The sequence below is a fragment of the Actinophytocola xinjiangensis genome, from assembly GCF_001921215.1.
GTDB lineage: Bacteria > Actinomycetota > Actinomycetes > Mycobacteriales > Pseudonocardiaceae > Actinophytocola > Actinophytocola xinjiangensis.
On record NZ_MSIF01000065.1, the window covers coordinates 1 to 966 of the forward strand.

The following is a 966-nucleotide window of genomic DNA, read 5'->3' on the forward strand; positions in this document are numbered from 1 at the left end:
AACAGCGCCAACCAGCCCACATTCCGTGACTCATCCGGCGTCGCGAACCGCCGCCGACCGAAATAATGACCGATCGAATTCACCGCATACGTGATGTGATTCGCGAAGAAGAACCGCACCAAACCACCCCACAACGCCCCCGTGAACGCCCCGAACCACGTCCCCGTGAACACCAACCCCATCAACCCGGGCAACACCACACCACCCACCACGAACCACACAAAATACCGCGAAATCACCCGCATGTCCTTGTCCCGCAGAACATCCGGGCAGTACCGCATCGGATCCGACGACAGATCCCGATCGAACAACCACCCCAGATGCGCATGCCACAGACCCTTCAACGCACCCTTGAACCCAGGTTCCTCGTCCGAGTACGGACTGTGCGGATCACCCGGCTTGTCCGCCACCCGGTGATGCCGACGGTGATGAGCCACCCAGATCACCGGCGGCCCCTGACCCGCCATCGCCCCCGCCGACGCGAAAAAGATCCGCAACGGCCTCGTCGTCCTGAACGCCCGATGCGCCAGCAGACGGTGGTACCCCGTCGACACCCCCAAACCCGCGATCACGTACATGATCGCGAAAATCACCAGATCCGTCGGGCCAACCAGCTCGTTCCACAACAACACCACCGCCGCCACCACACCGAACAACGGCAACAGCGCCGACACCAGAATGAACGTGTAATGCTCACGCCCGTCCATACCGACTCCTCACTCGAACCCGGACAAACCGGCCTCAGCCGACTTCCAGGACCTCGTTCGTCAGGGTCAGCAGATCCCCCAGCGTCTCCGCCTCGGCGGCCTTGGCGGGGTCGAACTCGACACCGTGCTCGTCCTCCAGCGTGAACACGATCTCCGACACCTGCAGGCTCGACAGCCCCAACTCGTCCAGCCGGGTGCCCTCGTCGATCGTGACGTCGGCCGACAGCTTCCCGCGCATCTCCTGGCGGATCAGCGTCGC

The 966-nt window shown here is 63.3% G+C and carries 2 protein-coding genes; both read right to left on the reverse strand.

The window, feature by feature from the left end; all coding sequences use genetic code 11:
• The coding region (locus tag BLA60_RS41820; protein ID WP_075138645.1) for an acyl-CoA desaturase at positions 1-707 on the reverse strand (707 nt) is incomplete at its 3' end.
• Positions 708-741: 34 nt separating this feature from the next.
• A partial coding sequence (locus BLA60_RS41825) for an acyl carrier protein (protein ID WP_211289035.1) occupies positions 742-966 on the reverse strand: 225 nt, incomplete at its 5' end.